Origin of the sequence: Bacteroides faecalis (assembly GCF_003865075.1) — a bacterium.
GTDB classification, from domain to species: Bacteria; Bacteroidota; Bacteroidia; order Bacteroidales; family Bacteroidaceae; genus Bacteroides; species Bacteroides faecalis.
The window spans coordinates 186,531-212,228 of record NZ_BHWB01000006.1; the positions used below are offsets into that span (position 1 = coordinate 186,531).

General features: G+C 38.5%; 21 protein-coding genes and 2 pseudogenes. 15 read left to right on the forward strand and 8 right to left on the reverse strand.

Translation table 11 applies throughout. From position 1 onward, the window contains the following. Positions 1-17: 17 nt before the first annotated feature. The 4 genes from EJF25_RS12410 to EJF25_RS12425 all read left to right on the forward strand — a co-directional run bounded on the left by EJF25_RS12410 (position 18) and on the right by EJF25_RS12425 (position 6,515). Positions 18-1,841 carry a RagB/SusD family nutrient uptake outer membrane protein gene (locus EJF25_RS12410; protein WP_125041400.1) on the forward strand — a complete coding sequence of 608 codons (1,824 nt, stop codon included), beginning with the start codon at positions 18-20 and terminating at the stop codon, positions 1,839-1,841. Between the two features lie 23 nt (positions 1,842-1,864). Beyond that, the gene (locus EJF25_RS12415; RefSeq protein ID WP_160119410.1) at positions 1,865-3,190 is read left to right on the forward strand and encodes a BT_3987 domain-containing protein; all 1,326 of its coding nucleotides are present in this window, start codon (positions 1,865-1,867) and stop codon (positions 3,188-3,190) included. Between the two features lie 25 nt (positions 3,191-3,215). Next, on the forward strand, positions 3,216-5,222 hold the full coding sequence (locus EJF25_RS12420; RefSeq protein ID WP_125041402.1) for a retaining alpha-galactosidase: 2,007 nt from the start codon (positions 3,216-3,218) through the stop codon (positions 5,220-5,222). Between the two features lie 84 nt (positions 5,223-5,306). Then, a complete protein-coding gene (locus EJF25_RS12425; RefSeq protein WP_125041403.1) occupies positions 5,307-6,515 on the forward strand; it encodes an endonuclease/exonuclease/phosphatase family protein in 1,209 nt (402 codons plus the stop codon). Positions 6,516-6,645: 130 nt separating this feature from the next. Here EJF25_RS12425 and EJF25_RS12430 read toward each other — a convergent pair whose 3' ends face one another. Further along, positions 6,646-7,845 carry an acetate kinase gene (locus EJF25_RS12430; protein WP_125041404.1) on the reverse strand — a complete coding sequence of 400 codons (1,200 nt, stop codon included), beginning with the start codon at positions 7,843-7,845 and terminating at the stop codon, positions 6,646-6,648. Between the two features lie 24 nt (positions 7,846-7,869). Continuing rightward, on the reverse strand, positions 7,870-8,889 hold the full coding sequence (pta, locus tag EJF25_RS12435; RefSeq protein WP_125041405.1) for a phosphate acetyltransferase: 1,020 nt from the start codon (positions 8,887-8,889) through the stop codon (positions 7,870-7,872). A 192-nt stretch (positions 8,890-9,081) separates the two neighbouring features. Here pta and EJF25_RS12440 point away from each other — a divergent pair, with 192 nt between their 5' ends. Genes EJF25_RS12440 through EJF25_RS12450 form a run of 3 tightly spaced genes read left to right on the forward strand, consistent with a single transcriptional unit; the run spans position 9,082 to position 11,108 of the window. Beyond that, positions 9,082-9,444 carry a CidA/LrgA family protein gene (locus EJF25_RS12440; protein ID WP_125041406.1) on the forward strand — a complete coding sequence of 121 codons (363 nt, stop codon included), beginning with the start codon at positions 9,082-9,084 and terminating at the stop codon, positions 9,442-9,444. After that, a complete protein-coding gene (locus EJF25_RS12445; RefSeq protein ID WP_125041407.1) occupies positions 9,441-10,136 on the forward strand; it encodes an LrgB family protein in 696 nt (231 codons plus the stop codon). Before EJF25_RS12440 ends, EJF25_RS12445 begins: the two co-directional genes overlap by 4 nt. Before the next feature lie 54 nt (positions 10,137-10,190). Beyond that, positions 10,191-11,108, forward strand: coding sequence for a DUF2156 domain-containing protein (locus EJF25_RS12450; RefSeq protein ID WP_125041408.1), 918 nt, complete (start codon positions 10,191-10,193; stop codon positions 11,106-11,108). A gap of 74 nt (positions 11,109-11,182) precedes the next feature. On the opposite strand, the gene EJF25_RS12455 is transcribed toward EJF25_RS12450, so the two are convergent. Beyond that, a complete protein-coding gene (locus EJF25_RS12455) occupies positions 11,183-12,034 on the reverse strand; it encodes a TonB family protein (protein ID WP_125041409.1) in 852 nt (283 codons plus the stop codon). Between the two features lie 178 nt (positions 12,035-12,212). On the opposite strand from EJF25_RS12455, the gene EJF25_RS12460 reads away from it, so the two are divergent. From EJF25_RS12460 to EJF25_RS12480, 5 genes and pseudogenes are all read left to right on the forward strand, one after another. After that, positions 12,213-13,223: a GNAT family N-acetyltransferase gene (locus EJF25_RS12460; protein ID WP_125041410.1), complete on the forward strand. Its 1,011-nt coding sequence runs from the start codon at positions 12,213-12,215 to the stop codon at positions 13,221-13,223. 441 nt (positions 13,224-13,664) lie between these two features. Next, a pseudogene (locus EJF25_RS12465) lies at positions 13,665-15,325 on the forward strand (IS1182 family transposase). Between the two features lie 244 nt (positions 15,326-15,569). Further along, positions 15,570-16,361, forward strand: coding sequence for a hypothetical protein (locus tag EJF25_RS12470; protein ID WP_125041411.1), 792 nt, complete (start codon positions 15,570-15,572; stop codon positions 16,359-16,361). 134 nt (positions 16,362-16,495) lie between these two features. Beyond that, positions 16,496-16,939: a hypothetical protein gene (locus EJF25_RS12475; RefSeq protein ID WP_125041412.1), complete on the forward strand. Its 444-nt coding sequence runs from the start codon at positions 16,496-16,498 to the stop codon at positions 16,937-16,939. Further along, entirely contained in the window at positions 16,936-17,169 is a 234-nt protein-coding gene (locus EJF25_RS12480) for a hypothetical protein (protein ID WP_125041413.1), read from the forward strand. Before EJF25_RS12475 ends, EJF25_RS12480 begins: the two co-directional genes overlap by 4 nt. Positions 17,170-17,362: 193 nt before the next feature. Here the strand turns inward: EJF25_RS12480 and EJF25_RS12485 are convergent, their stop codons facing one another. The 4 genes from EJF25_RS12485 to folP all read right to left on the reverse strand — a co-directional run bounded on the left by EJF25_RS12485 (position 17,363) and on the right by folP (position 21,405). Continuing rightward, positions 17,363-18,526, reverse strand: a complete 1,164-nt coding sequence (locus EJF25_RS12485; protein WP_125041247.1) for an IS4 family transposase — start codon at positions 18,524-18,526, stop codon at positions 17,363-17,365. A gap of 1,039 nt (positions 18,527-19,565) precedes the next feature. Further along, positions 19,566-19,745 carry a DUF8478 family putative metalloprotein gene (locus EJF25_RS26820; RefSeq protein ID WP_502697245.1) on the reverse strand — a complete coding sequence of 60 codons (180 nt, stop codon included), beginning with the start codon at positions 19,743-19,745 and terminating at the stop codon, positions 19,566-19,568. Positions 19,746-19,770: 25 nt separating this feature from the next. After that, positions 19,771-20,535: a diadenylate cyclase CdaA gene (gene cdaA, locus EJF25_RS12490; protein WP_125041414.1), complete on the reverse strand. Its 765-nt coding sequence runs from the start codon at positions 20,533-20,535 to the stop codon at positions 19,771-19,773. Positions 20,536-20,553: 18 nt separating this feature from the next. Beyond that, on the reverse strand, positions 20,554-21,405 hold the full coding sequence (gene folP / locus EJF25_RS12495; protein ID WP_200832906.1) for a dihydropteroate synthase: 852 nt from the start codon (positions 21,403-21,405) through the stop codon (positions 20,554-20,556). A 121-nt stretch (positions 21,406-21,526) separates the two neighbouring features. Between folP and EJF25_RS12500 the strand changes: the two genes are divergently transcribed. Further along, complete coding sequence (locus EJF25_RS12500; RefSeq protein ID WP_125041415.1) at positions 21,527-22,825, forward strand: UDP-N-acetylmuramoyl-tripeptide--D-alanyl-D-alanine ligase; 1,299 nt, start codon at positions 21,527-21,529, stop codon at positions 22,823-22,825. A gap of 9 nt (positions 22,826-22,834) precedes the next feature. On the opposite strand, the gene EJF25_RS12505 is transcribed toward EJF25_RS12500, so the two are convergent. Next, entirely contained in the window at positions 22,835-23,224 is a 390-nt protein-coding gene (locus EJF25_RS12505; RefSeq protein WP_125041416.1) for a VanZ family protein, read from the reverse strand. 103 nt (positions 23,225-23,327) lie between these two features. On the opposite strand from EJF25_RS12505, the gene EJF25_RS12510 reads away from it, so the two are divergent. Both EJF25_RS12510 and EJF25_RS12515 read left to right on the forward strand, forming a co-directional pair. Next, positions 23,328-24,698, forward strand: coding sequence for a sodium-dependent transporter (locus EJF25_RS12510; RefSeq protein ID WP_125041417.1), 1,371 nt, complete (start codon positions 23,328-23,330; stop codon positions 24,696-24,698). Positions 24,699-24,700: 2 nt separating this feature from the next. After that, a pseudogene (locus EJF25_RS12515) lies at positions 24,701-25,611 on the forward strand (ComEA family DNA-binding protein). Positions 25,612-25,698: the final 87 nt, after the last annotated feature.

Below are 25,698 nucleotides of genomic sequence, written 5' to 3' on the forward strand. Positions count from 1 at the left end.
ATAAATTAGATATAAAAATGAAGAACATTATAAAATATATAGGAATTTCTGCTTTTGCCCTGATGCTGAATTCATGTGATTCATATCTGGACAGACAGCCTGACGATGCTCTGACTATCGAAATGATTTTCCAGAAACGTGCGACTACCCAGCAGTACTTATTCAATGTATACAGTTATATGATTGATGAATCACATACCGCTAAGAACACACCGTGGTTGGGAGCATCAGACGAAGCTTGTATCACTTATCTTCAAAGAGGTTATTGTTATATGAACAATGGCTCATGGTCTCCGGACAGCCCCCCTTATCAGGCATTCTGGAAGTCATATTATCAGGGAATCCGTGAAGCAAACTTCTTTATGCAGAACGTAGATAAATGTCCTGAAATCAATTTTGAAGAGAAGTTGCAATGGAAAACTGAGGCACGTTTTCTACGTGCTTACTACTATGCCATGATGATGCGTATGTATGGCCCGGTCATTCTACTTGGTGATGAAGTAGCAGATATTACTTCGGCAGATTTGGACTTAGGCAAAGAACGTTCTACTTGGGAGGAATGTATGGATTACATCTGCAAGGAATTTGATGAAGTAGCCGAGATATTACCTGAGAAACAGGAAACCAACTGGTATGGTAAACCGACCATAGGAGCTGCATTGGCACTCAAAGCCCGTATGTTACTTTACTCAGCCAGAAAACTATATAATAGTGACGACTCATTTTACAAAAACATCGTCTCCACAGAAGGAAAACATTTGTTTCCACAAGCATATAATGCAAAGAAATGGGAATGGGCTGCCGAAGCGAATAAAGCCGTTATCGATCTGGGTATCTATGATCTATACAAAGAATACACGAACGGAAATTTAGATCCATACAAATCCTATGCGGGTATTTATCTGTCACTTTGGAATAACGAAGTTATCTTCGGACGTGCGCTCAACGCTAAAGAATGGAGATACGTTACTACCCCACGAGGTATTGGAGATCTTTCGTATGGTGGAGTAGCAGCTACACAAAAAATGGTAGATGCCTATGCAATGGACAATGGACGTTATCCAATCATTGGATATACCGACAATGGTGCAAATCCGGTTTTTGACCCGGAGGCAAACTATACAGAAGGAAAATTCCAGAATGTGAAAAACCCTGCGGACGGTATAACATACAGCAATACAAATACGATGTATATGAATCGTGAACCTAGATTCTATGTAAGTGTATGTTGGAGCGGTGAAAAATGGAAAGCCGGTTCTAAGACTATCGACGTAGAGTTCTATTATGGAGGAAATAGTGGTCCGGGATCATCACACAACTATTCAAAAACCGGTTATCTAATCAGTAAGATGAGCGACCATTCTCTTAATCATGCAAACAAAGAATATGGACGTTTCTCTTGGCCAATCTGCCGTTTAGGTGAAATCTATCTAAACTATGCAGAAGCATTGAACGAATGTGATCCCGGCAATGCGGATATTCTGAAATATATCAATCTAATCCGTGAAAGAGCAGGTGTACCGAATCTGGAGGAAGTATATCCAGAAGAGGTAAAAGACCAAGATAAGATGCGTGAGTTAATACGCCATGAACGTCAGGTAGAGCTTGCATTCGAAGGATATCGTTTCTTTGATACGCGTACTTGGAGAATCGCCGAAGAAACAGAAAGAGGTCCGGTATACGGTATGAACGTAATGACTACTGATCATAAGCCTGGAGGTGCATTCTGGCAACGTACAATAGCCGAAAAAAGAATATTCAACAAAAAACATTATTTGTTCCCTATCTCTCAGGAAGCATTGGATAGAAACAAGAAAATCACTCAGAACTATTTATGGTAAACAACAAATCAAATTCAAAAACTATGAAACGAATATATAACGTCGGATGGATGATAAGTGGATTGTTGCTACTCGCCGGATGTGATATCAGCAATCGCGATAATAACTTATCCGAACCATTGGTTTATTTCATTAATGATGGAGAAACCACCTTGGATCTGTATAATACAGGAGAAAACCACACGTACACTATGCCTATTTTCAAAAGCGGTCTGATTGAAAAAGAAGCCAATATTGAATTAGAAGTAGATGAAAGTCTGATAGAACTGTATAATCAGGAAAATAATACTTCTGCCAAGTTACTACCTGCTGAATATTATCAGATAGTAAACAGTAAACAAACGATGGGAGCTTCACAACAGAAAGGGAATATGCAAGTAGTATTCAAAACTTCACTGTTAAGCGAGAATCCGAATCGGGATAACTATATCCTGCCTTTATCACTGAGTAGCAAAGGAGAAGTACAAATTAACTCAAACAAAGGTTCTGTTATCGTTTCCCCGGTAGTGAAACCTGCCACTTTTGGCTTTACTTGTGCTAATACCTTGCAAGAGGTTATTCCAACCACCGCTTCTGGAAAAATAGAAATAGCGTTACCGATAGAAGCCCCATTTTCTAATCAGTGGGATATTGACTTCACTGCATCCATCGATCAGACATTATTGGATGAATGGAACAAAAAGAATGAACTGGAATATACTCAGCCTATCAGCGGAAGTTTTGAATTGGTTGGGGAACAGAAATTGGTTGCAGGAAAAAATACTCAGACTCTGAAACTGATTCTCGATAAAGAGAAATTAGGCTACGGTTGGTTTGCAATTCCTATTCGTTTGAGTAATCCTTCTAAGTTTGAAATCAAAGAAGAACAAAGTACTTGTGTAGTCACTGTGCTAAACCGTATGGAACAAATTCCTTATACACAATGGTCAGTAGAATCATATACAAGTTATCAAGGATCTGAAAAACCGGAAAATATGATTGATAACAATGATAATACCAGATGGCATGTTAAATACAATAATTCCGGAGTAGGTACTATGGGACTTCCACAAACATTTGTCTTTAAGCTGAATACAAACTATGCGATTTCCGAATTTGAGATATTGAGACGCGGTGATACATATAATACAGACTTAAAAGGCGGATATTTTGAGATCAGCGAAGATGGAACAAACTGGACAAAAGCTACTACATTCGATTTTGGAACAGAGAAACGTTTGGGATATGTTTCATTCTATTGCCCGATAGTAGTGACAGGAAAATACATTAAGATGGTGATCACTGAAAGTAACCGTGGTGCAAATGTTTCTGTTCAAGAGCTGAGAGCATACGGACAATTAAGTAAATAGCCATTGAACTATACACCCTTATTTTATGAATAAAAAAACAACAATCCTTTTCTTTTTAGCGCTCCATTCCATTATGGGATGGAGCCAGAAAGTGATGCAATTAGAGTCACCTAACCAACAAATCGAACTTCAGGTTACGGCCGGGGACGAATTAACTATTAGTATTTTGCAAAACGGAACTACCCTATTAAAGTCCTCTCCTATTGGCATAAATATTCGGGAAATCGGTGAGATAGGTATACAACCCAAAGTGACGAAAGTCAGCCAACGGTCTGTTTCCGGTCAGAAAATTGTATCACCTATTTACAAAAAAAGTGAAGTTGAGGAGAATTATAATGAACTGACTGTTCAATTCAAAGGCAAATACTCTGTCGTATTCCGTTGTTACGATCAAGGAGTCGCTTACCAATTTAAAACAGATTTTGGCAAAACTCCACTCACCGTAATTAACGAGAAAGCAGAATACAAGTTCCCCGATCAAAGTAAAGGATATGCTGCTTATAGTAACCGTGGTAAAGACGATAATATCGACAGCCAGTTTCTGAACTCGTTTGAGAACACCTACGATTATCAGTCACTTTCATCATTGAACGACAAACGGTTGGTTATTCTCCCTTTCCTGGTTGAGTTACCTGTCAATAACAAAAAAGTATGTATCACTGAAAGTGATTTATATGACTATCCGGGTATGTTCCTACGCAGTGAAGCCAATACTTTTACAATGAATGGAGTATATGCCACAGTTCCGAAAGTAACCGAACAAGGTGGACATAATATGTTACAGAAAATGGTGAAGGAACGAGAAGATTATATTGCCAAAACAGATGGCAAACGTTCTTTCCCTTGGAGAATATTCGCTATTGCTGAAAATGATAAGGAACTTTTGGATAACGACCTGGTATTCTTATTAGGAAGACCTTCCACGATGACAGACCTCTCATGGATCAAACCGGGCAAAGTAGCTTGGGATTGGTGGAACAACTGGAATCTCAAAGGAGTGGATTTCCGCGCTGGAGTCAATAATGACACCTATAAATTCTACATTGATTTCGCAGCCAAAAACAATATCGAATATGTTATTCTGGATGAAGGATGGGCCATCAATAAACAAGCAGATATGCTTCAAATTATCCCCCAAATCAATCTGGAGGAACTAAGTGCATACGCAAAATCCAAGAATGTTGATTTGATCCTGTGGGCCGGTTACTGGGCTTTCCATCGTGATATGGAGAAAGTAGTGAAACACTATGCCGATATGGGTATCAAAGGCTTTAAGGTAGATTTTATGGATCGTGATGATCAGAAGATGGTTGATTTCATGTGGGAAGCTGCCGAAGTTTGTGCTAACCACAAAATGCTACTTGACTATCACGGAACCTGCAAACCTTTCGGATTACAACGTACTTATCCGAACGTTATCAACTTCGAAGGAGTCAATGGACTGGAACAACTTAAATGGAAACCACAAGGTTATGACCAAGTAACTTATGATTTGACCTTCCCATTCATCCGTATGCTGGCTGGTCCTGTAGACTACACACAAGGAGCTATGCGTAACGCTACAAAGAAAGGTTACGCTCCTAATTATAGCGAGCCTATGAGTCAGGGGACACGCTGCCGTCAATTAGCTGAATATGTGATCTTTGAGTCTCCTTTCAACATGCTATGTGATACTCCTATTAACTACATGGATGAACAAGAATGTACCGACTTCATCACCTCCATTCCTACTATTTGGGATGAAACCGTCACTTTAGACAGTAAAATCGCCCAATACATTACCATGGCACGCCGTAGCAAAGACACCTGGTATATAGGAGCTATGAATGATTGGAAAACACGCGAACTGGAAATAGACTTATCATTCCTGTCGGATGGCAAGTATCAAATGGAAGTTTTCCGTGACGGAGTAAATGCGGATCGTAACGCGGAAGATTATAAAAAAGAAACGAAGATTTTACCGAATAACAAGAAAATAAAAATTAAGATGTATCCGGGTGGAGGATACACTGCCAAAATAAGCAAGCAATAGGTGAATTCAAAATAAGAAGTTTAAAATAGGTATTAGTATTTATTATAGCCACCATTTTTAATAAGAATTTTAATTCAGTCAATTATGAAAAATATAAATAAATTATTCGTTATTTTACTGTGCATTATATGCTATTCATGCTCTGATAGTGACGATGGCAATGATAATGCAACCTTAGGAAAGCTATCCGTTTATCTGAAAGATACGGAAGGAAAACCTGTCAAAGATGCTTTCGTTGTAATGTCCGGTCTGGAAAAGAACCGGGTGATCACTATGGGAGAAGGTCTTTCTGACGTGAACGGAAAATGGCTTCCATACTATAAAGGAAGTGTAGATGGTTATATCTCAGTAGTTTCTCCCAAATACGAACCATGTAAAGAACGTTTTTCATACGACGGTAAATATGAAACGAAACTGGAAATAACATTGAAATCTACAGAGTCTATAAGTGTTCTTTCTTACAATGTATTAAACGGATTTGATAATAAAGTGAATAAAAAGCAACGTTTCCTCGAATGGATACAGACTTATGATCCGGACATCATGCTCTTTCAGGAATTGAACAATTTCACTGAAGCGAGTCTATTGGAGTTTGCCAAACAATATGGACACGAGTATGCTTATATCACTAAAGAGACAGGATACCCAACAGGATTAACATCCAGATATCCTATTACTGATGTTGAAAAGGTTCTTAGAGGCAGCGATCCCAACATATATACCTATCATGGATTTATCCATGCCAAATGTCAGGGTATAGACATATTCGTTATCCATCTCTCACCATTTGAGCTAAAAGATCGTATTACAGAAATCACAAACATAGTGGATAAAAAGATCAAGCAGCTACCAGCAGACGCGAAAGTTTTGGTAGCAGGAGACTTTAACTCTTATAATGCTTATGATGCAAAGGCCTATGGTCCGAAGTTTGAAACGGAAAGACTGAAATTCTCTCCAACTGTTACTTTCAGCTATGAAGTAACGGATTTCTTACTGGACAATGGATTCAAGGATGCCTTTACATTGTACAGCAATGGTCACTTCAAACAAAGTATTCCGGTCAGCACCACTGAGTTCCCCGAAAATAAGGGATGCAGATATGATTATATTATGTTGAACAAGAATCTGGCGAATGATTGTACCTATTCGGATGTACTTCGTGAAAAGACAACGAATGTACTTTCGGATCATTACCCCAACTACATCCGCCTGAATATCAAAAAAATTAGTCTAAGTTTCTTTTACCTCAACCTCATTCATGCTCCTTTCATCGAGAAAACATTTTATGACTGAGATAAACGATGCAAGGATAAAACAAATACATGAATTACAATTTCATGTGATTATTGAGTTAAGTGATGAGAAAAGGGGATGAGCTCACAATGAGTCCATCCCTTTCTTTATGACAAACAGTATTTATCAGTTATCTATTCAGAATAGCAACTGTATCTGACGCTATCAACAATTCTTCGTCTGTCGGGATAACTACGACCTTTACTTTAGAACCGGAAGTAGAAATAACAGCTTCTTCACCACGGATCTTAGAGTTCACAGCCTTATCTATTTCAATACCCATAAATTGCAAGTTCTCACAAACAGTTTCACGACATGAGCACTGATTTTCACCCACACCGCCTGTAAACAATACGATATCTACACCACCTAATGCAGCAGCATAAGCACCAATATATTTCTTAATACGGTAATAGTACATCTTCTCTGCCAAAAGGGCTCTCTGATTTCCTGCTTTACAAGCAGCATCCAATTCACGCATATCACTTGACACTCCGGATATCCCTAATACACCGCTTTTCTTGTTCAACAAGTTTGAAATACCAGTTGTATTCAGTCCTTCCTTATCCATAATGAAAGTAACAGCACCCGCATCAATATCACCGCTACGAGTACCCATCATCAAACCTTCCAACGGAGTTAATCCCATCGTAGTGTCTATACATTTTCCGTCTTTTATTGCAGCGATAGAACCACCATTACCAATGTGGCAAGTAATGATTTTCAGTCCATCCGGTTTAACTCCCAAGAATTCACATACCCGTTGAGAAACGTAACGGTGAGAAGTTCCGTGGAAACCATAACGGCGTACACCATATTTCTCATATAGTTCATAAGGAATCGCATACATATAAGCATAGTCAGGCATTGTCTGGTGGAAAGCTGTATCGAATACACCAATTTGCGGTATATTCGGCAGGATAGCAGCCACAGCATTCACACCCTTCAGATTGGCAGGATTATGTAATGGAGCCAAATCATTACAAGCAGCGAATGCATCCAGCACTTCTTTTGTCAATAACACAGACTCACTAAAACGTTCACCTCCATGTACCATACGGTGACCTACTGCATTGATTTCATCTAAAGATTTGATAGCACCATATTCAGGATTAATCAACGTATTTAGGATAAACTCTACGCCTATAGTATGTTCCGGAATGTCCTTCTCCAGAATTTTCTTTTCACCATTCGGTAAAGTCAATTTCAGGAAAGATCCTTTCAAACCTATTTTTTCGATACCACCCTGAGCGATTACTTCTTTAGTGGTCATATCAAATAACTTGTATTTAATAGATGAACTACCACAGTTCAATACCAGAATTTTCATTTTTTCGTTGATTTATGATTAAGATTATTTGTTAGCTTTTGCAGCAATAGCCTGATTAGCTGTAATTGCAATCATACGATATACATCCTCGATGGAGCAACCACGAGACAAATCGTTCACCGGACGAGCAATACCCTGAAGAATTGGTCCGATAGCATCAGCATGTCCCAAACGTTGAACCAACTTATACGAAATATTACCGACTTCCAAACTAGGCACTATTAACACATTTGCCTCTCCGGCAACCGGTGATCCGGAAGCTTTGCTTGCAGCAACTTCCGGCACTAAAGCAGCATCTGCCTGCATCTCACCATCCAATTCTAATGTAGGAGCCATTTCCTTAGCAAGCCTGGTTGCTTCTATCACTTTATCTACCACTTCATGTTTCGCAGACCCCTTAGTAGAGAAGCTTAACAAAGCTACTTTAGGAATTTCTATACCAGCCACCGCTTTAGCAGTCTCAGCCGTACAGATAGCAATCTGAGCCAATTGATTTGCATCAGGAACTGGAGTCACAGCAACGTCCCCCATTACCAAAATACCGTTCTTTCCACATTCAGGAGCATGAGTCAGGAGCAACATAGCACCCGAAACACAAGTAATGCCCGGAGCTGTCTTAATAATCTGCAAAGCCGGACGCAATACATTACCAGTTGTGTTACGTGCACCTGCTAATTGACCATCTGCATCACCATTTTTAATCATCAAACATCCATAAAACAAAGGATCACTCGTCAATTTACGAGCCTCTTCGATAGTCATCCCTTTCTTCTTGCGAAGTTCGCACAGCAATTGTGCATATTCTTCATGTTTTGGAGAAGTCTCCGGATCAATAATGGTAGCTTTATTGATATTTCCCAATCCCCATTTTACAGCCAACTCATTGATTTCGTCTGGCTTGCCCAATAAAATAAGATCAGCAACTTCATCTGTCAAAATCTGATTGGCAGCTTTTAGTGTACGTTCTTCTGTTCCTTCCGGAAGTACGATACGTTGGCGGTTGGCTTTCGCACGCGCCACAATTTGGTTGATTAAATTAAGCATCTATATAATCTAAATATGTTTTGAACTTTCGAGTTGTTTGCCTTTAGCGCCGCAAAAGTACTCAATTTTGCAACATCCACATTACAATTCAGCCTTATTTTCACCCCCAAGTCTAAATTATTATAATATTTAACACTGTACTTCTATTTTTCCTACCTTTGCACCGTTTTCAATAATCAATAGGTAATTAGTATGATACGTCAGTGCGCCATTTTATTTGGCTGTTTGGCTTTGGGTGAGTTAATCGTTTATTTTACGGGCATTAAACTCCCTTCCAGCATCATAGGTATGCTGCTGCTCACCCTCTTTTTAAAATTAGGTTGGATTAAGTTGCAATGGGTACAGGGATTATCCGACTTCCTAGTCGCAAACTTAGGATTCTTCTTCGTTCCCCCCGGAGTTGCATTAATGTTGTATTTTGATGTGATTGCAGCAGAGTTTTGGCCGATAGTGGTAGCCACTATCGTTAGCACGATTCTTGTTCTTTCCGTCACAGGATGGGTTCATCAGATTGTTAGGAAATCAAAAAACCACTTAACACATAAAAATCAATGAGCTTTTTAGAAAATGAGTTTTTCCTGTTGGCTATTACCTTCGGAATATTCTTCTTAGCCAAAATACTTCAGAAGAAAACAGGAATATTACTATTAAACCCTATATTACTTACTATTGCGATTCTTATCATCTTTCTAAAGATGACGAATGTATCTTATGATACATACAACAAAGGGGGACATCTCATTGAGTTTTGGTTACGCCCTGCCGTTGTAGCTTTAGGTGTTCCTTTATATCTTCAATTAGAAATGATAAAAAAGCAATTATTACCCATTCTCCTCTCCCAACTGTCAGGTTGTATTGTGGGAGTAATTTCTGTTGTATCAATTGCCCAATTAATGGGAGCTTCTCAAGAGGTTATTCTTTCCTTAGCTCCCAAATCCGTAACCACTCCTATTGCAATGGAAGTTACCAAAACAATTGGTGGTATTCCTTCATTAACTGCTGCCGTCGTAGTAGCAGTGGGATTGCTAGGAGCCATATGCGGTTTCAAAACAATGAAAATTATGCATGTTGGCAGCCCGATTGCTCAAGGGCTATCAATGGGAACAGCCGCTCATGCCGTCGGAACTTCCACGGCTATGGATATCAGTAGCAAATATGGAGCTTATGCGAGTTTAGGACTCACATTAAATGGAATATTTACAGCTTTATTAACACCAACGATTCTTCATTTATTAGGAATCTTGTAAAACAAAATCGTTCCATTTTCCGTTATATTAAAGTTAAACTCAAAAAATGACCTCATGATTGCATTTAAAGACATCACGCTAGCTGATAAAAACACAATTACCGCATTCACGATGAACAGCAATCGCCGGAACTGCGATCTCTCTTTCTCCAATCTTTGTAGTTGGAGATTCTTATATGACACCCAATTTGCAGTAGTGAATAACTTTCTGGTTTTTAAATTCTGGGTCGAAGGGCAACTGGCTTATATGATGCCTGTAGGAACAGGAGATTTGAAAGCTGTTCTTCGGAAATTAATAGAGGATGCACAGAAGGAAAAACAACAGTACTGCATGTTGGGAGTTTGCAGTTGTATGCGAGCTGATCTTGAGGAAATCCTACCCGGACAGTTCATCTTTACGGAAGATCGGGACTATGCCGATTATATCTATTTGAGAAGTGATCTTGCCACACTGAAAGGCAAGAAGTTCCAGGCTAAAAGAAATCACATCAACCGATTCCGCAATACTTATCCCAACTATGAATATACGCCAATCACTCCAGACCGTATTCAAGAATGTCTCGATTTGGAAGCCGAATGGTGTAAAATGAATAATTGTGACCAACAGGAAGGAACCGGCAACGAACGTCGGGCGCTTATCTATGCACTCCATAATTTTGAAGCCTTAGGCCTGACTGGTGGCATTCTACATGTGGATGGAAAAATAGTTGCCTTCACCTTTGGTATGCCGATCAATCACGAAACATTCGGAGTACATGTAGAAAAAGCTGATACAAATATTGATGGTGCTTATGCAATGATCAATTATGAATTTGCCAATCATATTCCCGAACAATATACTTATATAAATCGGGAAGAAGATTTAGGAATTGAAGGATTACGCAAAGCAAAGCTTTCTTATCAGCCAGTTGCTATTCTTGAAAAATACATGGCTTGCCTGAAAGAACATCCAATGGATATGGTGAAGTGGTAAATACTTTATAATACAAAATGCACATGTGAGACGACTCAGCATGTGCATTTTATTTTTCCCGATTTATATTTAAACTATTCTGCCATCAGCTTTATTTCAGGAAGAGAAACCCTGAACCAGTACTCCTCCCACAACGCATCCCTTCTGGGAATTACAAACGTGAATTTCACCAGATTATCATTCAGAAAATTAAAAGTAATTGCATTTTTTGAGCCTTCTTTAAAAAGGTCTATCGCTGACTTCTCTAACAATTCCACATAAGTATCATCCGATTCCTTGCTATAAGTTCCTTGAGCTGAAATCATTGCACCCACTTTATTATCACCTGTAAAGATATTCATGAATGTACCATCAGAGGACAATATTTTCAATACGGGCTCCAGTCTTACATGATATTTATCATCTACCATTTTCAGCGAACATGACTGCCACACTCCCTCCAACGCTGTATTTTTCACTTCCTGTCCCACAGGAAATACCAATTCTAGTTTTGGTTTAGGAGCAACCCACTCATCTGGCATACGAAAGAAGATAGGAATATTATAACGTACTTTCACCGGTTCTCCTTTTTCCATTCCCGGTGACCATTTAGGCATTTGCCTCACTACACGAAGCGCTTCGGTATCTAATGACGCTTCTACCCCTCTTACTATCTTCTCCTGAGTTATACTCCCATCTTCCGTTATTACGAACTGGACAATAACACGACCACCGATTCTGTTCTTTTGAGCTTCAGTAGGATACCGTACATTCATACTCAAATATTTCATCAGCGCTTCTTGTCCACCCGGAAATTCTGGCATTTTCTCGGCTACGAAGTAAACTCCGTTCTCATCAACCTTCGGCATAAATCTTCTATGCTGTTGTGCAGAAACGGGCAAACAACCACATAGAATTAAAATCAGGCAAAATAATTTCATTTTCATAATATATTTATTTTAGCAAGTTGTTTCACAATGAATGTTTCAAGTATCACAAATATAACAATTTAATATCAGTAATAAAAATATAAACGTTACATAATTACTTATTGATCACAAATTATTTAGGCAACATGAAAACGAATATTTATCTTTGTTTGTTTAAACAGTAAAACTGAGCATTATGAGAGAAAAAGTAAAAGCATTATGGAAACGATGTTTCAATGATAGTACAGCATTTATTGATATGTACTTTCAACTACGTTATACCGATGAAGTAAATGTTGCCATTCAAAAAGATACAGAGGTAATCTCGGCTCTGCAAATGCTTCCTTACCCGATGACTTTTTGTGGACATATTGTGCAAACCTCTTATATTTCAGGTGCTTGCACCCATCCGGATTTTCGTGGGAAAGGCACAATGCGAGAACTTCTCAAACTAGCTTTCGACCGAATGTTTCAAAATGGCATTTCTTTCAGTACACTAATACCTGCCGAGCCTTGGTTATTCAGTTATTATTCACAAATGGGATATGCTCCTGTTTTCCAACATTCGGTAGAAGAAATCACATTGCCTTCAATTATCCCTTCTTCTGAAATAGAAATAAACTTCATATCTGACTATCAGGAAGAAGTATATCAATACCTAAATAGAAAACTGTCTGAACAGTCTTGCTGTATACAGCATATCTCTGATGATTTTCGAGTGATTATGACCGATTTGGGCATTAGCGATGGAATTCTAGTTATTGCCAAACAGGAGAACGTAATCAATGGACTAGCTATTGCCTATAATGCGGATGAGAGTCTGATTATTAATGAACTTTTTGCCGAAACAAAGGATATAGAAAACAGCCTATTATATTATTTGCAACAACATTGCGTACATAGTCAGATAATCAGGTTACTGCCTCCCAATAATGAACAGCCTCAGCAATCATTCGGTATGGCAAGGATAATCAATCCAAAAAAGATCCTACAATTATATGCTTCAGCTTTTCCAAAAGAAGAAATGCAAATTGAACTAACAGACGAGCAATTATCTATGAACAATGGTTACTATCTCATACATAAAGGGAAATGCGAATATAGCAATGAACCTTTGCCCGGCACATCCATTCAAATGAACATAAGTGAATTAACAAATAAGATTCTTCAACCGTTACACCCAATTATGAGCTTGATGTTGGATTAGTCATTCAAACAATGTTTGGCAATCAGTTTTTATCCATTTTATTAGTGAAATACCAGAACTGATAAAACCAGCGAAACATTATAAAGTATACACTACCACCTCAAATCCGGTCCATGTAGATTCTTATAAATCCTCATGCTATAGTTAATCTGAAACTACTCTATAAATATATTTCTTCTCTACACAATTTAGTTCGAAGAACTATAAATCTTCGTAACATCAACTATAGTATTAATTAATTATGATGTACCACTTATAAAATAAAACATAGCGAATTGACTACAAGATACAAGGTATTGCCTAAGGAGGTATTAAACAAACCTAGAGGTTGTGTCAAAATGCTGGCACAACCTTTTTTTATGCGCAAAGCCCAGACTTTCGCAAGCCCGGGCTTTGTTATTACCCAAAATTTTTGTAACTTTAGGCATAAAGTTTTTCGTTATGGCAAAGTTACATTTTCGTCCTTACATTCCCAACCAAACAGTTCTTTTTCCCGGAAGAATTGATGAGAACATAGCATCGAACGATCCGGTTCGCATCGTTAATACAGTTGTTGATAATCTCAATCTTGACAATTTCAAGAAGCTTTATAAAGCAACCGGTCGTTGTCCTTATCATCCTAAAATGATGCTCAAGGTAATTATCTACGCCTACATGAACAATATCTATTCGTGCCGCAAGATAGAGAAGCTTCTCCTACGTGACATCCATTATATCTGGCTTTCCGGTAATGAACATCCGGATTTTATTACCATCAACCGTTTTCGAAACCGTGTAAAAGAAGAAATAAATACCGTATTTACGCAGTTGGTTCTTGTCCTTGCCGACAAAGGTTTTATCAGCCTTGACGTAGAGTATATCGACGGTACCAAGATTGAGTCCATGGCCAACAAATATACTTTTGTCTGGCGCAAGACAGTCGAAAAGAACCGTACAAAGCTGATGGATAAGATCCGCATTCTCCTGGAGCAGGTAGATGAAGCCATAGCCCAAGAGAACTCCTCCAAAGACACATCCGTAGAGTTCACTCCTGCCATGCTCTCAGATATAGTGAATGAACTTAAAGAGGTGCTGGAACACCAGCCTGTAACAAAGGACAAGGAACAAAAGAAAGTCATCCGGGAAAAGAAGAAACAGGTCCGGGAACTTGAGGAGTACCGTGACAAGCTGATGGAATACGACAATCACCTTGAAGTCCTTGGAGAACGTAATTCCTATTCTAAGACCGATCCTGATGCTACATTCATGCGTATGAAAGAAGACGCCATGAAGAACGGGCAGACCAAGCCCGGGTATAATTTACAAACAGGTACTGAAAACCAGTTCATCATAGACTTCCGGCTGTTTCCCAACCCCACCGATACGCTGACCCTGATCCCTTTCTTCCACTCCTTCCAGCACCGCTATAACCGCTTACCGGGTATCGGTGTGGCAGACTCCGGTTACGGCTCGGAAGAAAATTACCGGTTCATGCAAGATAATGGGATAGAAGCCTTTGTCAAGTACAACTACTTCCATAAAGAACAGCGTCCCCGTTATACCCCCAACCCATTCCATGCGGAGAGTCTCCATTACAATGCGGGGGAGGATTACTACGTTTGTCCTATGGGGCAGCACATGAACCGTATAGGAACCAGACGTGACAAAACAGCGAGCGGATACATCTCCGAAAGTGCCCGGTATAAAGCACAAAGATGCGAAGGCTGTCCTTTGCGTGGCAGTTGCTTTAAAGCCGGGGGAACCGTATTATAGAAGTCAACCACCGGTTAAACCAATACAAAAGGCAGGCACGGGAAAGGTTGCTCTCAGAAGAAGGAATCAGGCATAGGGGCAGGCGGTGTATAGAACCGGAAGCCGTTTTTGGACAAATGAAATACAACATGGCATACAGAAGGTTCCGGCATATGGGAGAAGACAAGGTGACAATGGACTTTGCCTTCTTTGCCATAGCTTTTAATATCAAAAAGATGTGTGCAAAACTGAGAAAGGCAGGAAAGGAGTTCATTACACTTGCTAAATCTATATTTATTGGGCTATTTATAACTCGATACAACGGGAATATAGTAACTTGTTACCAAATGAATGAGAAAAAAGCGGCATAGCCAAAAGAAAAGATAACAGGACTATAAATTTTAGAAAAAGGTTGTGCCAACGTTTTGACACAACCTCCTTACTTTCGCTCAGATTATAGAATAAGCCTTTTTTTTCTTAAAAAAAAGAGGATATATCAATTATTTTTTGTAAAATTACAAATGGAAGAATTTAAGCTATATTCATTTGCTATTATAAATGATTAATACCATATACTAGATATTATTTATATTTCTAATATTAAATTGAACTATTATGAAAAAAATCTCATCTTACTGTAGGTTATTTACTTTTAGTTTGCTTCTGTTTAGTTGCACTAATGAGTATGATGAATTAACATCAGAAAAGGAATCTAAAAAAGACTTGAAAGAGTTGTCTGCCGGATACTCTTGTAATGGAAATGGGGAGTGTTTGCCTGTAGTTACAGTCACACATCTGAATAAATATTCATCGACTCCTGGAACCATGGTTACATGGAATGATGAATACAATACTCATCAAAATCTTATATTTTCATATAAGTTGGAATCTGGTTATGATACTTCCCAAAGTATTCGTCCGAGTGGTAGTCTTTTTTTATCAAATAACTCGACAAACTATACTTTTACTTGTACTTTTTCCTGTGGAGAACCGACCTTTTATAGTTGTTCTAGATGTAAGAAAACTTACTATTTAGTTGTAAAGGAAGACTCCGGAGCTCTCGGTCCATTAGGAGATTGTCAAAGGAATTATTTATCATATTCCATGCAGTGTAATTATTCCAGCATAATTCTAAAAACAGAAAGTTCTGGATCTATATTAGCGGACAAGAAAAACTACATGAAAGTAGATAGTTACAAAATATACAAACAAAAATCTTATTCAGAGTTGGAACTGGTTCAGTCCGGGTCAGTAGCCCCAGATGTTACGGTTATAAATTATTCCTATAACGCAGGCTGTCACTATGAAATTAGGTTTTATAGTAGCACTTGTGAAAATAATTATAGGCATTACTTGTATGCAACTTATTTTGAAAGGATAACCCAACCTTTCCTTACTTTAATTTAATAAGAAGCCATTAAACCTCAACCAATAAACTGCTAAAAAATAGAATTATGAAACCAACCTCTATAACGCTATTACTGTTTTTATGTTGTGCTTGTCATTCCAGTAAAAACACGATTATATGTAGAGCTGTCGATATGGCAACTTTAGATTCTATTGTACCAAAGAGTTACCTACTCCCGGAAGGACAGACCCTCTATATAACTAGTTCCTCTTACGATTACATCCTTCCTGATATGAATATTCTGCAAAAGAAAAAATCGGCTGATTTCGTTCATTTGGATAGAGATTTGAAGTTATCCGGTTCTTCTTCCAGTGTTGCTAAAGTGGATACACTCATCCAGTCTCAATACCTGGTAACTTCTACTCTACAAACTGCCTATAAGAAGGGAGATACCAGAAAAGGGAAAGTTTATATTGGAAGCGATGAATATCGTAACCCTGATAACACTTTGAATATTCAACAAATAACGAATGACTATCATCCCGATGTATGGTTTGATTTGAGTGCTTTTTCGATTCAGGTATCCGGAGAAAGACAATCGGGAGGTTCGGCATATAATAGTCCTTTGTGGTTATGACTAATGCTGCCTATGAGTCAGGAGGTGTGTATGGAAGTTCGTTGGGAAATATTATTATGAGATACACCGCTCTTTGGAAAATCACTGATACACGTACAGGGGCAATTAAAGATATAAAACTTGAGGGTACGGTGAAGCGGAAACTTGGTCAGGGCTTCGAATTAATTCCTTCTCTAAACGAATGTGCCGTTCAAGCTGGGATTGATTTCTCTAATCTGATTGTCCGATAGCGTATATGTCAATTCCAAATTAAACGGACCATTGTGCGGTGAATTGTGGAGACAATGTTTTTGGAATGAATATCACATACTATAATACTTCTCAAGAATGCCCGTAAATAATATAGAGTCATTCGCTAAAAATAGAATTTAGCAATTGACTCTATATATTTATCCACTAGTGTCCCATTAAAATTGGGACAAATTAAAAATTAAATAAACTTGGCCCATTTGGTCCGAATCGTTCTTTGTCATTTTGAAATTTAGTTTTGTCAAAAAGGTCTTTCAGATGAGTTTTATCAGTCAATGAGATGCTCAATATTTGTAGCACTTCATATGTACTTCTATCCAGTTGCATATCGTGTTGAATGATTGCCACCAAACAGTAAGTGCATATTGCAGCATATATCTGTATTCGAACTGCATTCTCTGTAGTACCCCAAAATCTTTTGATTCTAAGATGTTGCTTGAGCCATTTGAAAAACAGCTCTACCTGCCAGCGGTTTTTATAAAGTTCAGCCACTTGAAGCGCAGATATATGCATGGCATTGGTTATGAATATGAACTCTCTTTCTTGTTCCTCATCCCAATATTTAACAAGTCTAATAGGCTTTGGATAGTATTGTTTAGGATAGAATCCAGTCAGAAGAACACTCGCATCTGAAAGCACATTCTTAGGCAGTCTGCGTTTCCATTTGATGAATTTGCATTGAAGGTTCTTTTTTGCTCTGACAACGAAGTTGGCTTCAATCAGATGAATCCTATTCAGCATCTTGAAGTTGTTGTATCCGCGGTCAAAGATGTAATAAGAACCTGGTTCATAAGGTATTTCAATCATAGCTTTAGAATCATGTACGGATGCTTCCGTGATATGAAAAAACGCAGGGATCTGTGTTTCTACATCATATAATGTATGCACTTTGATACCTCCTTTCTTCTTGCGGAATTTAGCCCACCAAAAGACTGAAAGACACAGATCGATAGTTGTCGAATCAAAAGCATAAACGTTACCGCCAAGTTTGAAAATATGATTAACACGCTTTTGCCGTGCTTCGCTAACCAGGTAGTAAGCGTATTCTTCAAAGATATGATAGTCTCTATCTTGATTTGCTCTTGCCAACGATGACTTTGATACGTTTTTACCCATCCCTAAATGATAACATTTGGAATGATGAGCTTCAAGAGCAACTATCAAATCTCGCAAACTTTCACGATTAGAAAGTTGACCAAACATCAAAGCAAGTAGCTGATTCCAGCAGGTGAAGTGCTTCACATATTTGTCGCCATCATACTTGCGCACAATGTAGTTGAACTTATTCCTATCTAAGAATGACACTAGTTGAGAGAAAACGTATTTTTCTTTATGCATTTGCAAATCTCCTTTCAGAGATGCAAAAATGCAAATTGAAATCCGTTTAATCGAAAAAACGCTGTAACTAACTAAATTTCAAATATTTCAAAGAGCTATTTTAGATTTTAATGGGACAGCAATGATATTTATCATCTTATCACTGCATATTCCAGATACCACTACTTCGTTCCAATTCTACCAATGCAGCATTATAATTGAAAAGCGTCTCAATATATTGTGCCTGTACATCATCATACAGATCAAGCACAATATACTTATATATTTCATTTTTGTCGTTATTATGTATAATCTAAATTGGTTTGTTCTCTTTCAATTTAGTTAAAAAGCTTATTTCTGCACCGTTTTGAATCAACCGTAACATGCTATACAATAAAAGATTTGCAGCAGTTTTGCTCTCACGTCCCCACTCTATGCTTGTATCCGCCTATTGATCGGCATTTCAGCAGTGAGAGCAACTGTTAGGGCAGAGTGAGAGCAACCGTTTGCCCTCACTCAAGACAAATCGAGGAAACGATTAGCATATCTGATACCAAAGCTAGCTTCCTATTAGTAAAACCATAGGTACATAAAATACTAATAACTAATCATATACAAACGTCTACTATTGTTAGCTTATTTATTCACTATAATAAGCCTATTTATTTACAATTGTAAGCTAATAGGCTCACTGCTGTGAGCTATTCACAAACAAAGGATACTAATAGAAAGAACATAAAGGGTTATCAATAAAAGTATCCTTAGTTAAAGTAAAACTTACCTAGGATTGCCGGTCCGTTTACAGTAAGAGCAAATACCGGATCAAATTAATTTTCCCGATTGTATTTCTGTCATTTCCAAAGTAGTTTTGAGTGAAATGATAGTCAATTCTATCAGTTATTCAGAGGAGGAGAACGGAGATGAAACAAAGAAAGACGGCCGGGCGGCAGTCCTTACCTTGCTTTGTGAATAAATAAATCCTAAAAAGAATTGGATAAAGGGAACTATCGATAAAGCTGTCGACATATCCATGCACAGAGCATTGAATAAGGACAACGTTTCAAATTCGATTTGACTGTGTGAATGATGCATTCCGGATAAAAAAGGGATGCGAGTGAGCGATGAGATAAGCATGAACAATATGCGTGTGAATAAAGGCAGTGTTCCCTATATAGAAATAAACAAATACTACTATCAGAAGATATTTCACTATATCAATAAAGAACCTTTTCACATTCACTGGATCTATTCAGGTAAAAGTAACTTCAACTTTCTTTTGTTAGCAGACTCTCCAATTCCTCTGCATTCAAACGGAGATAGAACTGTCCCCGATAAGCAACGGAAATAGCCCCTGTTTCTTCAGAAACAATAATAGCATGTGCATCCGATTGCTGAGAAATCCCCATAGCCGCACGATGGCGTAACCCTAATTCTTTAGGAATATTCAAATCATGGGATACCGGAAGAATACATCCGGCTGCTTTAATGCGTTTTTTACTTATCACCATTGCCCCATCATGCAAAGGGCTATTCTTGAAGAATATATTTTCAATCAAACGTTGATTAACTGCTGCATCAATAATTTCACCCGTACGAATAACCTCATCTAAAGGAGTATTATGTTCAATCACAATCAATGCGCCCTCTTTTTGTTTTCCCATACTGAGACAAGCCATCACCACAGGCATAATATCATCATGTTGTAACGACTCCTTTTTAGAACCACTGAAAAAACGAGCTAAGGCACTGACATGCCGATGAGAACCTAAAGTTAATAAGAATCGACGTATTTCATCTTGAAAGAGAACAATCAGAGCGATTACCCCCACGTTCATTAACGTATCGAAAATAGAGCCCAGTAGTTTCATCTCCAAGACCTGAGTCACTACCAACCAAATCAAGATAAAAACCAGAATACCGGTAAAAATCTTAATAGAACCGGACGCTTTCATCAATTTGTATGTATAATACAACAAGAGAGCAACCAGAAAAATATCAATAAAATCTTTTATACTAAACTCTAACACTATAACTACAAGTATTATAAATTACCAATTCTTCAACTTTCCCACAATCCGGACAGTCTCTACTGCTTCACGAACATCATGCACCCGCAAAATGTTTGCTCCTTTCATCAATGCAACCGTATCCAATACGGTAGTACCATTCAATGAATCCTGAGGAGTCCCCCCCAATAATTTGTATATCATCGACTTCCGGGAAATTCCGACCAACAAAGGTAACTCAAAAATACGGAATTCTTCGAGATGTGCCATCAATTCATAATTATGCTCCAATGTTTTTCCGAAACCGAATCCCGGATCAAGTATGATATCTTTCATACCCAAATCCCGTAGTTGCTGAACTTTACGGGCAAAATACATAAAAACATCTTTAATCAGATTCTCATAATGAGGCTCCTTCTGCATATTTTGCGGAGTACCCTGCATATGCATCATCACATAAGGAACTCCCAGACGGGCTACTGTCTCAAACATTCGCTCGTCCAACTCACCGGCAGATATATCATTTACAATAGCCACGCCAAATTCTTTCACACATTGTTCTGCAACATCAGCACGGAAAGTATCTACAGAGATTATTGCATCCGGATAAATTCGGTTAATAATTTCCAACCCGGTGCGAAGCCGTCTCATTTCTTCTTCTGCCGAAATATGTTCGGCTTTGGGACGCGAAGAATAGGCTCCAATATCAATAATAGAAGCACCTTCATCAATGATCTGACGAGCTCTGGTCGCTATTTCTTCTTCTGTTTGCATCCGGCTCCCGGAATAAAAAGAATCGGGAGTCACATTCAAAATCCCCATCACTTGCGGGGTAGCCAGGTCTAGCAAATGTCCATTTACATTTATATAAATAGGAGAAGTAGGATTCATCATCGATTGTATTCCAATTAGATCGTTGCAAATGTATAGAAAAAAAGCAAGTATTCACATTAAAATTGAGAAATAAATCCGAAAGAATAGTCTATCTTTGCACCGTTTTAAAAAGGATCAGGTTATGAAACTTTCTGCTCTTTACCAGATTTTTCTGGATTGTCAATCAGTGACCACCGACAGCCGAAACTGTCCGAAAGGGTCATTGTTTATCGCCTTGAAAGGTGAATCATTCAACGGAAACGCTTTTGCCGGAAAAGCGTTGGAAACCGGATGTGCATTTGCCGTTATCGACGAAGCCGAATATGTCGTGAAAGATGATCAACGATATATACTTGTAGATGACTGTTTACAAATGCTGCAACAACTCGCCAATTACCACCGCCGCCAATTAGGCACGCGGGTAATCGGAATTACCGGGACCAACGGCAAGACCACTACCAAAGAATTAATTTCTGCGGTACTGTCTCAATCATACAAGATACTTTATACGCTAGGTAATCTGAACAACCACATCGGCGTCCCCCTTACATTGCTTCGTCTGAAAGCCGAACATGACCTCGCTGTCATTGAAATGGGGGCGAGCCATCCCGGAGATGTCAAGGAGTTAGTTGATATTGCGGAACCGGATTATGGTATCATCACCAATGTCGGGAAAGCCCATCTGGAAGGATTCGGTTCTTTCGAAGGAGTCATTAAAACCAAAGGCGAATTATATGATTTCTTACGTGAAAAAGAAGATTCTACTATTTTCATTCATCATGATAATCCTTATTTAATGAAGATTGCTTACGGATTAAAGCAAATATCTTACGGCAGTCAGGAAGATTTATATGTGAATGGACATGTGACCGGAAATTCTCCGTATCTTGCTTTTGAATGGAAAGCCGGGAAAGAAGGTGTACGGCACGAAGTAGAAACCCAACTTATCGGCGAATATAACTTCGCCAATGCGTTAGCTGCTATTACCATCGGTCATTTTTTTGGGGTAAATCCTGAGAAGATTGACAAAGCCTTAACCGAATATACACCTCAAAACAATCGGTCGCAACTAAAGAAAACGGGAAATAACATCCTTATTATAGATGCCTACAATGCCAATCCAACCAGTATGATGGCTGCTTTGGAAAATTTCCGGAACATGACTGTCTCTCATAAAATGCTTATATTGGGAGATATGCGTGAATTGGGTGCTGAAGGTCCGGCAGAACACCAAAGGATGGTGGATTACATCAAAGAATGTAATTTTGAAAAAGTATGGCTTGTAGGAGATCAGTTTGCAGCTGCACAACACTCTTTTAAAACTTATGCAAATGCAGGAGAAGTAATAGAAGAAATAAAAAATAAGGAACCTAATGGATATACCATCCTAATCAAAGGATCTAATGGAATTAAACTTAGTACAGTGGTGGATTATTTATAATCCACCATTTTATTTTTTCATCATCCTCGGTCTGATTATAAAATACGCAATCAAACTGGCCAACACAGCTCCAGTGGTATTAGCTGCAAAATCCAACCAATCCCCTCCCCTATAATCGGTACAATATTCCTGAAGCAATTCTACACAACCACTAAAAAGTATAGGACACAGGAATGCGCCCACCCATGCGTGCCACAATGGAGTATTATCCCTACGATGTGCACGCAGAAACTCTAGCCACAACATCCCGGACATACCGAAGTACATACAAAGATGCACTAGCTTATCAAGATTAGGAATCTCGCTCAAATCCGTCTGAGGAGGTTTAAAGAAAGACAGATAAATTACTGCCAGAATAATAAAAAGAGAAATTGGATATTTCTTAATATAAGATAGCATATCTAAATAAAATTACAGATTTCGTGCAAATATAAGCATCATTTTCTATATTTGCATTTTATGATGTGTATTTTATAACGATTTGTAAGATAAAACAAGATTTATGACGAAAAATGATAGAGCGAGCTTCGGCAGTAAATTAGGTGTTATACTCGCCTCCGCCGGATCAGCAGTAGGATTAGGTAATATCTGGCGATTCCCTTACGAAACAGGAAATCATGGGGGAGCTGCTTTTATTCTGATCTATCTGGGATGTATCCTGCTTCTGGGACTTCCCATCATGATTGCCGAGTTCCTTATCGGAAGACGTTCAAGAGCCAATACAGCCCGAGCCTATCAAAAATTAGCACCCGGAACCCGTTGGCGTTGGGTGGGTCGTATGGGAGTTCTGGCAGGGTTTCTGATTCTTAGTTATTATTCTGTAGTAGCCGGATGGACGCTTGAATATATCTTCGAAGCCGTAACCAACGGATTCTCCGGAAAAACGTCGAGTGAATTTATCTCTTCGTTCGAGCAGTTTTCCAGTAATCCATGGAGACCTGTTTTATGGTTGGTTCTCTTTTTATTGGCAACTCATTTTATCATTGTAAAAGGCGTGGAAAAAGGGATTGAGAAATCATCTAAAATTATGATGCCTACCCTATTCATCATTATCTTAATATTAGTGATCTGTTCAGTAACTCTTCCGGGAGCAGGTGCAGGTATAGAATTCCTGTTGAAACCCGATTTTAGTAAGGTAAATGGAAATGTATTTCTAGGAGCCATGGGACAGGCTTTCTTCTCCCTCAGCCTGGGAATGGGTTGTCTTTGTACTTATGCTTCCTATTTCAGTAAAGAAACAAACCTTACGAAAACAGCTTTCAGCGTCGGAATCATTGATACATTTATAGCCATATTAGCCGGATTCATTATTTTCCCTGCCGCTTTTTCTGTTGGTATACAACCCGACTCAGGTCCGAGCCTCATCTTTATTACACTTCCTAATGTATTCCAGCAGGCATTTAGCGGAGTACCGGTACTAGCTTATATATTCTCTGTCATGTTCTATGTATTACTTGCCATGGCAGCACTGACCTCTACAATCTCTTTGCATGAAGTAGCAACTGCCTATCTGCATGAGGAATTCAAATTTAGTCGCGGAAAAGCAGCCAGATTTGTGACCGGAGGATGTATCTGTCTCGGAGTTATCTGTTCGTTATCGCTCGGAGTCATGAAAGGATTTACCATCTTCGGATTAAATATGTTCAACCTCTTCGACTTTGTTACAGCTAAGATCATGTTACCTCTCGGTGGTTTCTTCATCTCTCTCTTTACCGGTTGGTATCTGGACAAGAAAATCGTCTGGTCGGAGATTACAAACGATGGTACCCTTAAAGTCCCAATCTATAAATTGATTATCTTTATACTTAAATATATTGCTCCGATCGCCATATCACTGATATTCATCAATGAATTGGGATTGATCAAACTATAATAATGTGGAAAGACTTATTTTATTTTACTAAAACAGAACGACAAGGCATTATCGTCCTTGTCGTTCTTGTTATTGGAACATTTTCTGTCCCCCAACTCTTTCAGTTATTTTTTCCCGCTGAAGAGAACAATCCGGAAGAAGAAAAATTTGAAAAGGAATATGATAAATTTATGGCTTCGCTCAAAGAAGTAAAGCGCAGTAGTAAGTACACTAAAAAGCCCACTCTTCCCTATCCCAAAAGAGAAATTAAACTCTCGGTATTTGATCCCAATACCGCAGACTCTATCACTTTTTTAACTCTCGGTCTACCTTCGTGGATGGCTAAGAACATTTTACATTATCGGGAAAGGCAAGGCAAGTTCCGTCATCCCGAAGATTTTCGGAAAATATATGGACTGACAGAAGAACAGTATCAAACACTTCTTCCTTATATCCAGATTACTGAAAAGGTGATTCCCAAAGATACGACTCAACTACTCACGATACAAAAGGTACAAAGAGACACATTATTCAAATACCAGTCAGGTACAATTATCGATCTTAATCAGGCAGACACCACCGAACTCAAGAAAATTCCGGGAATTGGAAGCGGTATTGCCCGGATGATTGTAAACTATCGCAATCGTTTAGGTTTTTTCTACCGGATAGAGCAATTGCAGGATATTCATCTGAAAGTAGACAGGCTCCGCCCGTGGTTCTCCATCGATACAGCCCTTATACACCGAATCAACATCAATAAAGCGAGTACAGAACAGATGATGCGCCATCCATACATCAATTACTATCAAGCCAAAGTCATCAATGAACATAGAAAAAGAAAGGATCTTTAAAAAGTCTGAAAGAACTGACTTTATATGAAGAGTTCACTCCGGCAGATTTTGAGCGAATTTCCCCTTATATTTGTCTGAATTAATAAAAAAAAGATGCATTCCCATCACACCAGATAAGAATGCATCACACACAAACAAAACAAACACTCTACTATCATCTTCACAGACTT